Source organism: Ectobacillus panaciterrae DSM 19096 (genome assembly GCF_000430785.1).
Classification (GTDB): Bacteria; Bacillota; Bacilli; order Bacillales; family Bacillaceae_G; genus Ectobacillus; species Ectobacillus panaciterrae.
Genome location: NZ_AUMR01000130.1, coordinates 1 through 8,354, shown reverse-complemented (window position 1 = coordinate 8,354; position 8,354 = coordinate 1). Strand labels below are relative to the sequence as shown.

At 36.3% G+C, this 8,354-nt stretch carries 9 protein-coding genes; 4 read left to right on the top strand and 5 right to left on the bottom strand.

Translation table 11 applies throughout. The features are described from left to right. Nucleotides 1–476: 476 nt before the first annotated feature. Complete coding sequence (locus H540_RS0120725; RefSeq protein ID WP_028402219.1) at nucleotides 477–1,256, top strand: arylamine N-acetyltransferase family protein; 780 nt, start codon at nucleotides 477–479, stop codon at nucleotides 1,254–1,256. A gap of 283 nt (nucleotides 1,257–1,539) precedes the next feature. Here the strand turns inward: H540_RS0120725 and H540_RS0120715 are convergent, their stop codons facing one another. From H540_RS0120715 to H540_RS30455, 4 genes are all read right to left on the bottom strand, one after another. Then, nucleotides 1,540–2,211, bottom strand: coding sequence for an NAD(P)H-dependent oxidoreductase (locus tag H540_RS0120715; protein WP_028402217.1), 672 nt, complete (start codon nucleotides 2,209–2,211; stop codon nucleotides 1,540–1,542). Nucleotides 2,212–2,573: 362 nt separating this feature from the next. Continuing rightward, entirely contained in the window at nucleotides 2,574–3,143 is a 570-nt protein-coding gene (locus H540_RS0120705; protein WP_028402216.1) for a dihydrofolate reductase family protein, read from the bottom strand. 520 nt (nucleotides 3,144–3,663) lie between these two features. Then, nucleotides 3,664–3,822 carry a hypothetical protein gene (locus tag H540_RS0120700; protein ID WP_155891102.1) on the bottom strand — a complete coding sequence of 53 codons (159 nt, stop codon included), beginning with the start codon at nucleotides 3,820–3,822 and terminating at the stop codon, nucleotides 3,664–3,666. Nucleotides 3,823–4,863: 1,041 nt separating this feature from the next. After that, nucleotides 4,864–5,103, bottom strand: coding sequence for a hypothetical protein (locus H540_RS30455; RefSeq protein ID WP_051317221.1), 240 nt, complete (start codon nucleotides 5,101–5,103; stop codon nucleotides 4,864–4,866). Between the two features lie 182 nt (nucleotides 5,104–5,285). Here H540_RS30455 and H540_RS0120685 point away from each other — a divergent pair, with 182 nt between their 5' ends. Both H540_RS0120685 and H540_RS0120680 read left to right on the top strand, forming a co-directional pair. After that, nucleotides 5,286–5,603, top strand: coding sequence for a hypothetical protein (locus H540_RS0120685; protein ID WP_028402214.1), 318 nt, complete (start codon nucleotides 5,286–5,288; stop codon nucleotides 5,601–5,603). A gap of 64 nt (nucleotides 5,604–5,667) precedes the next feature. Beyond that, nucleotides 5,668–6,819, top strand: a complete 1,152-nt coding sequence (locus H540_RS0120680; RefSeq protein WP_028402213.1) for an asparaginase — start codon at nucleotides 5,668–5,670, stop codon at nucleotides 6,817–6,819. A 457-nt stretch (nucleotides 6,820–7,276) separates the two neighbouring features. Here H540_RS0120680 and H540_RS0120675 read toward each other — a convergent pair whose 3' ends face one another. Beyond that, complete coding sequence (locus H540_RS0120675; RefSeq protein ID WP_028402212.1) at nucleotides 7,277–7,756, bottom strand: GyrI-like domain-containing protein; 480 nt, start codon at nucleotides 7,754–7,756, stop codon at nucleotides 7,277–7,279. 327 nt (nucleotides 7,757–8,083) lie between these two features. Here H540_RS0120675 and H540_RS0120670 point away from each other — a divergent pair. Continuing rightward, nucleotides 8,084–8,354: MarR family winged helix-turn-helix transcriptional regulator (locus tag H540_RS0120670; protein ID WP_342666096.1), on the top strand; the 271-nt coding region annotated here is incomplete at its 3' end.

Genomic DNA, 8,354 nt, shown 5'->3' with positions numbered 1-8,354 from the left:
TTAATCTGGAGATTTCAAAATATATATTGGTTCTAAAAAATAAAATGAGAGAGGAGGACTGGTTGATTTGAGATGGTTTTATATGTTTTTATATATTTCAAATTAACCAGGAGGTAATGGAGCGAATTATATTACAAGGAATGGGGATAGACACTGCACTTACAAGTAAAATGATTGAACACCATTTGATTAGACCTTAAAGAAAAAAAGTATTAAGAAATCGCGGTAAATAATTTATTAAAAGATTATGATCGACAAGGAGAACCCCTTATGTGGATTGTCGGTCCTTCGACAAAACCATTAGATATAATTCCGACAGACCTAATACCTAAAACTGCTGCTGATAACGCTGATTATGTGAACTGCAAACTACAAAACCTCTGATTACTAGAATTAGAGGTTTTATCATGCCTATCAAGCTAAGGAGATGAACTGTCCCTAAAGCAAGAAAATAGCGATTGGAGGAATTTTTCATAATGACTGAGCTAAATGCATTATTTCGTAAAAGAATCGGTATCCCAGAAAATGAAAAAATCACATTTGAAACGTTGGATCATGTTCTTGAAAAAACAGCAAAAACCATCCCTTTTGAAAACTTATGCATCATTGCAAATAAAACAAATGATGTTACCAAAGAGAATGTAGTTGACAAAATTCTAGTAAGAAATGAAGGGGGGCTTTGTTATGAATTAAATTCGATCTTTCATTTTTTTTTAGTCGAAAATGGCTTTAGCGCAGCCTTAGTTCGCGGGGTGGTATACGATAGTGTAGCGCAAAGCTGGCCTACACTGGGGAGAACCCATGTAACCAATCTTTTAATACATGATGGGCAAACATATTTGGTTGATACTGGTTTTGGAGCGAATTTGCCCTTAAGACCCGTTCCTTTAAATGGTGAAGCCATCACCTCTTCTAACGGAGAATTCCGGATCAAAAAAGTGGATAGTGATCATGGTGATCATATTCTGGAAGTGAAACTGAAACATAAGGATCCAGATTGGAAAATAGGTTATGCCTTCGATTCTAAGCGTCCTGTAAAGGATGTAACTGAATTTAATGAGATACAAAAAATCCTCATCGAGGAACAAGAGTCTCCCTTTAATAAAAATCCATTAATTACCCGGCTTACAGATGAAGGACATGTAACGTTAACCGATACTTCCTTTACACAATGGACCGCTGGAAAAGTGATGAAAGAGACGATTGATCACAGAAGATTTAAGGAGTTAGCGAAACAACACTTTGGAATCGAATAGCTAGGAATAAGAAAAATTGATTGATGTGGGACTGCATGCATATTTTGGTTGTCAAAAAAAATAGGAAAGACGGCAGCTTTATCATTGTGAAGGTACTCGATTGATTCGAGTACCTTCGAAAACATACTTGTAACAAAGAAGCTCATTTTTAAATTGTTTCTTATTGAACCTGCCCGTCGTTAGCCCCATAAAAAAGGAGTTGCCGTTAGCAACCCCCATTCTTAAACTCAAGCCACCCATTAGCGAAACATGTCCTCTGATGCTGAGAAATATCATCTTAAGTTTATCGCCACTCAACAATCTCATCGAGATTTTGTCTTGTTTTTGGACGTTTGGGATCCTCTTGCCGATATCCGAAAGCGACCATACAGGCTACACCGAAATCGTTGGCGTTAATGATACCCTCATTTTGTAAAATAGTGGTCACCTGCTTTTTATCAAAACCTTCGATCGGACAGGAATCAATACCAATTTGAGCCGCGGCTGTCATCATGTTTCCCAATGCTATATATGTTTGTTTGCTTGCCCATTCAAATATGAGACGGTCATTATCTTCGAGTTCTGTTTCGACGAAGGATTTATAGAAATCGGAAAGACCTTGCACAACTTCTTCAGGCATATGATGAATGTCTTTCATCATTTTGATCACGTGAACAGAATCATGCCTTAAGCCTTCTTCTCTTCTGGCCAATATAACTACAAAATGGCTGGCAGTGGGCAGTTGTCCCTGGGCACCGCCGGATACAGGTTTTAATTTTTCGCGAAGCGCTGCATCCTGGATCACGACAAACTTCCACGGCTCGAAGCCAAATGAACTTGGAGACAATCTTCCTGTCTCCAAAATAAAGTGAAAATCTTCATCCGAAATCTTTTTGTTGGTATCAAATACCTTGCAAGCATGTCTGAACTGGTAAGCTTTTAAAATTTCTTGTTTTTTACTCTCCGTTCCTATCATGTGGAATCAACCTTCCTTTTCGGTTTTTTTGTAAACAGATTTTTCGGACAATCACCGGATTTATATTTACTCTGTTTGATAACAGAGCTGCTGTTATAATAACCAATTTTTGGATTGATGTCCATTAAAGTCTCTTCTCATTGACTATCTTCTTATACTAGACTCCCCGTTAATTGAATAACTTATAGATCGATTTTACTTACGAATAATTCCTTCTCTTATTCAAGAATATGGCCCAATACATAAAGAACGAGCACAATTCTTGCTACAGAATTGCGCCCGATTGTTGAAGAAGTGACAATTACTATCGAGTATTTCCTAATGATATTTATTGTATTTTATCTTTGAAATGTGAAATATTATTAATTCCCATTCAAATGATAGATTAGTTGCACAACGCCAGAGGAGAACGTTCTTGTATTAACCATTTTTAAATTCAACCTCTGTTTTATATCAATAAACAACGGTTTTCCTTCTCCCAAAATAACGGGGTGAACAGATAATCTAAATTCATCAACAAGCCCTAAATTGATAAAAGTTGTAATAAGACTTGCTCCACCATATAGCCAGATGTCTTTACCAGACTTATTCTTTAATTTATTTACTTCTTCAAAAATATTATCATTTATGAATATTGCTTTATTATCAGTCCCTTTTTTCGTTCTGGAAAACACATATTTTTCTTTACTATGAACTAATTCCCAAATTTCTTTTTCAGTATCAGTATCTTCAATTTCCGAAGTAAATTGTCCCCATAAATCGTAGCTTTTTCTTCCATATAAAATAGTATCAATTTGATTTAAGAAATTAATAAACCCCATCTCAGAGTCCATGATGCACCAATCAACTTCCCCATTTTTCCCTTCAATAAAACCATCTAAAGTAACTGCTAAATCTAAAATTATTCTTCTTGGTCTTACGTTATTGGACATAATTCTTCCTCCCTTTAATCATTTAGATATTGTTTCTCCCGCCAAGTTTTTTTATATTTTCATTATTTACAGCATTTATTTCTGAATAAAGCTACTGATGTTATTAAACTAACCTGCTCTTTAACTTAATAACAATCATCTCAAATTTCCATTATTTCCACAATTAGTTATTCAAGGATATGGCCTGTTTGTTGAAGAACAATCGCCTGTTCCAGTAAAGAATTTTTTTGTTCTTATTCATTCGCAAGACAAATAAGAGTAGTTTAACTTCCGATAACTCATGTTATGTTAAATATTTGTTCATTTAGAGTCATGACTATTTTGGAATTGTGTTCGTAAATACCAAAAATAATTACAAGCGAACAGAAAAATATTTGTTTATCGCTGTTCGTCTAGACTACATCCTAAACAAACAAAAGAACCCTGTTCAACTCAACAGGGTTCTTACCATAATCATTATTATCGTAAGTTGCAATACATTCTATGTTTCTAGCGTATTATTTTCGCATCAGAACCTCTACTAAAATCCATTACTGTTCATACGATTATTTTTATCTATGCTATATTCTTTTAATTCTAAATCAATTTTGCGGAGATGTTTGTAGATTTCTTCCATTTGAGAATAGGAAATAGAAGAGTCTTTTGTTCTTTCAAGTAGTTCATCTTTTAGATGTTTCAAAAAAACAATCCTTCTTAGCAATGTCATCTCCTCACACCCACTTTCTATATTTGATTTGTGCCGATTCAAACAAAAGTACACAATAAAGGGAAAATAGAAAATGGATGTATATCGAGGAGGGATATAATCAGAAGGGTAAAAGAAGTATATTTCCATGTATTTTAAAAATTACCTTATCTTATAGATAGATGACTCTATGCTCAATTCTAGGGGATTTATAAAGCCTGCAGTTCGGAAAATGATACTAACTTGATTGTACCTGTTCTATCATTCTTCTGAATCTCACAATTTCCATTACTGTATAACCATATAATTTTATATTCTGTATCTTCAAACTTAACGATAGAGACAAGTTTCATCTTTTATTCCCCCCTTTGAATCCTCTAAATATACTATACATTTTTTCTCCACAAATAGAAATAAAGGTTATTTCTTACATTTAAATACTTAAAAATAAACGAATAGTTGCACTCTTGAAAGTAAATATAACAAAAGAGATCTTATATTGTCCTGAAATCCGTTAGATTATCTGACATATATAATATCTTTAGGAAAATACCTATAAATTTTTTGGGGATGTTTTATTCCTTCTAAAAGATCCTTCAATGAAGGCTGATTTTTTGAATAAGGAAGCGAATTTATACCAAACTTTTTAACTGTTTCTTTCACGGGGATTAATTGGTATCAATTACCGTGTACTTATCCGGAGCTAACATTTACGAAGCTTACAAACCTTCACTTTTGTTCACCATACTCATCTTTCCCTAGCAGTATTCCGAGTGGCACACTCACTCTCTGTTTCCGCATTTCCTCATGCAACCCACAAATTCGTTGCCAAATTTGCAGTTTCGGATGGGAATAGTCTTTGCGTCTAAACTATATACAAGTGAATAAAAAAACGTCTTTTGATAGCGGGGAGAGCTCATCCGGCGACGTGCAGGAGCGGTCAAACCTTTGTGGTGGTTCATGCAAGAGTAAACCAGAGAGAAGAAGCATACAATGTTCCCTTTTCGTTGCACATAGCACATGAAAATGTCGAATTTATAATTCACTCATATATAGTTTCTTCAAAGTTTCGCGATGTACGTTTAATAGCTCTGCCACTTGAATCGCATAGCAGCCTTGCATAATGAACCGAATGACTGCTACCCGCTTCACCATGGATGCCTTTTTCACTGTTTTCTCATGAGTTTGAAGTCGTTCCACCGTCCAGCCATGGTCAGCCGTAACGGTCAATCCTTTTCTCATCTTCATCCGTTCTTTTAGTAGCAGTATAGACAAGGAAGGGGGCCTCTTAATCATGCGAAACCTGCATATAAAAGAAAATAGTACGCGTAACGAATACAAATGTTGATTTTTATTAGGATTTAGCCTTATAATAGATCATATTAGTACGCGTTATGAGTACTATTAATAAAAATAAACTCGATTGGGGCGGTCAGCGATGAAGAAACTATTATTAATTGCAACAGCTGGAACAATTGCATCAGTTGAGGGAAAGGAAGGAAATTGTAGAAACTCCTTTAGCAGGGGATTTGACTGCTGGATTTGAAAAAGAAGACTATATAAATGCAACTAAAAAAATCGACAGAAAAACTTTTCTTTTAGGTGGGAGAGAGCATCTGACTAAGCGTAGAAGCGTTCAAACCCTTTTCGTGGTCCATGCAGGAGTAAACCATAGAGAGCGAGCACAGTTTCCCTTTTGTTCTGCGTGGCAAACGACAGATTTTTGTAGCTTTTTGTTTTTTTATGTGGTTTTTATTATAAGTTTAAAGAAGTGATTTTATTAAAAAATGAAAACGCTTAATTAAACGAATTTATTGTCAGTAAACAGGAGGAATTCTAATGAAGAAACTAACAACAAAGAAAAAAGCTGCCCTTACCACACTAGCATTAATGTCTTCTGGAATTATAGCTATCTCAGCAAATAGTACTTATGCATCAAATCTTGTTGAAACTAAGTCGGCTGCAACATCTGATGCAAACGATTCTGGTAAGAAAAAGTCCCCTGAAATTAAAATTTTAGCAACAGGTGGCACCATCGCCGGCACTGGCTCTACTTCGACTCAAACCACCGGCTATCGAGCTGGGGTCTTAACTCCAGATAAACTATTGGAAGCGGTTCCGTCACTAAAAGATATTGCTAACATCTCTACTGAGCAGGTAGCAAGCATCGATTCTGGTACGTCTAATACCAACGCCATGATGGTCAAACTAGCAAAGGAAGTCCAAAAAACATTGGATGATCCAAAATGTGACGGTGTTGTCATTACTCACGGTACGGACACCATGGAGGAGACAGCTTACTTCCTCAACCTTACTGTTCATTCTGAAAAACCAATTGTCATGGTTGGTTCAATGCGTCCTTCTACAGCACTCTCTGCTGACGGCCCGTTGAACCTGTACAACGCTGTGGCACTTGCTAGTTCTAAAGAAGCTTATGACAAGGGCGTCTTGATCTCTATGAATGGCAAGATTGGAAATGCTCGCGACATCTTTAAAACCAGCACAACCGATGTTGATGCTTTTAATAATCCGGAACTCGGTATCCTGGGGTATATGCAAGATGGTAAACCATACTTCTACAACCTACCGGTTAAAAAGCACACCAAAGGATCCGAGTTTGACATTCGCAATATTACCGAAGATAATCTGCCGCGTGTTGACATTGTTTATTCGCATGCCAACGATGACCGAGTCCTGGTTGATGCTGTGGTTGCAGCGGGGGCAAAAGGGATTATCCACGCTGGTACGGGTAATGGTTCCGTCCACGAAAAAACACTTCCGGGTCTGCAAGATGCTGTGAAGAAGGATGTTGTTGTTGTTCGTGACACTCGTGTACCGGAAGGTATGGTTACTCATGAACAAATAGATATAGATGATCATTTCGTCAATTCTAACAACATTAATCCCCAAAAGGCTCGTATCCTGTTGATGTTGGCACTCACTAAAACCAAAGATCCAAATAAAATTCAAGAGTATTTCAATGAATACTAAGGATCGGTTCGGCTATCGGCAGTGGTTCTGGTGCAAACACTTCAGAAGAGATATAAAGAGGTAAAAAATTTCCTAGTGGAATCTATTTTATGCTGGAAGACCAAATAGTTGATGAATAAGGTTCATTTTTTAGAGAGTCATGATTTATGGCTCTCTATTTTTATCGTTAGTTCAGTTAAGTCGGGTAAGCTGGGGGTATCACTGCCCCCAGCTCCCCTTGGAACCGTACGTGACAGCTTTCCCGTCATACGGCTCGAGCCTTCTTTTTCTCCAAACAACTTATTATCTGATACAAGGTACATGTACTAGTTTTGTAATTTGCCCTAAATGTGTTGATAAGTCCTGTACCATAACTATTAAGTTTTGACACTCCGAATGAAAAAAGCTCACATCAAAAGACATGAGCATGCTGTATATCATATTTATATAAGGTTTACATAATCAGTGTTATCGGAAGTTAGCCAATCGCAATGTAGATGTCTACCTGGCTATTATTTGGGTCTATGCTTCGTTCATCATACAATTCGAAATCAGTTGTAAACTTTCTTTTATTCTCTTTTGACCATTTCCAAATATATTCCCAAGCTTCTGGTATCACTTCTGACAATTTCCCCTTACGTGTTGTGAATACGGCATATTCCGAAGCTGGAATATTGAATGTAGTCATGTTCTCAGGGACATGAGCTATTTTATCGACAGGAACGCCAACTGCATAAGTATATGTACCATTTTCATTAGATTCATAGTTGGAATATAACGCAATTGTTACTTCAGGAACTTGTTTGTTTAAAATTTTTTCAGACATTTGCTCCTTATAGTACGTTTCCCATACTTCGGGTATTTTTCTATTCTCAGTCATCTCAATTTCGTTTTTTGTTTCAATAGCCAACCCAACCACATAAAAGGAATCCCTTGCAATAAACTTTGGTAAATTCATTTAAACCCCTCCAGAACCTTTGTTCGCTTCATTGTTATTGTACCATTAAATTACAAATAATTACATAATTTCCTTATATAGATTGAGTTAAAAATATGTATACCCTATTCATGTGAAGTTTACATAACATATCATTATCGGTAGTTCCTTATCCCCACCATCCCCATGATATCAACATTTCTTAGAATATCTGAAATTATTAAATATGCAGGATTTTATCCATATCTCCCCATAAAGTCTCTTTGAAAAAAATTTTAGCGGGAATCTTGACGGGAATTAATACGGTACCGTACAATAAGGTTGCTTACTTTTGTGGAGGTGAAACATGTGAAGGAAAACATACAGCCGAACATTGAATCCGATATTAAACAAAGGGTTCAGTCTTTTCCAGATAAACCATTTGACGTATTGATTCAGTTAATCCGAGTCACACATGAAGTAGAACATGAACTGACTTCCAAGCTATCGTACTTCGGACTATCCGATCGAAAGTATAAAATCTTATTATCTTTGTTGAATCATGAGCGTCCTCTTAATCCTTCAGAGTTAGCTGATTATGCAGGAGTTACTCGTTCCACCATAACGGGTTTGCTGGATG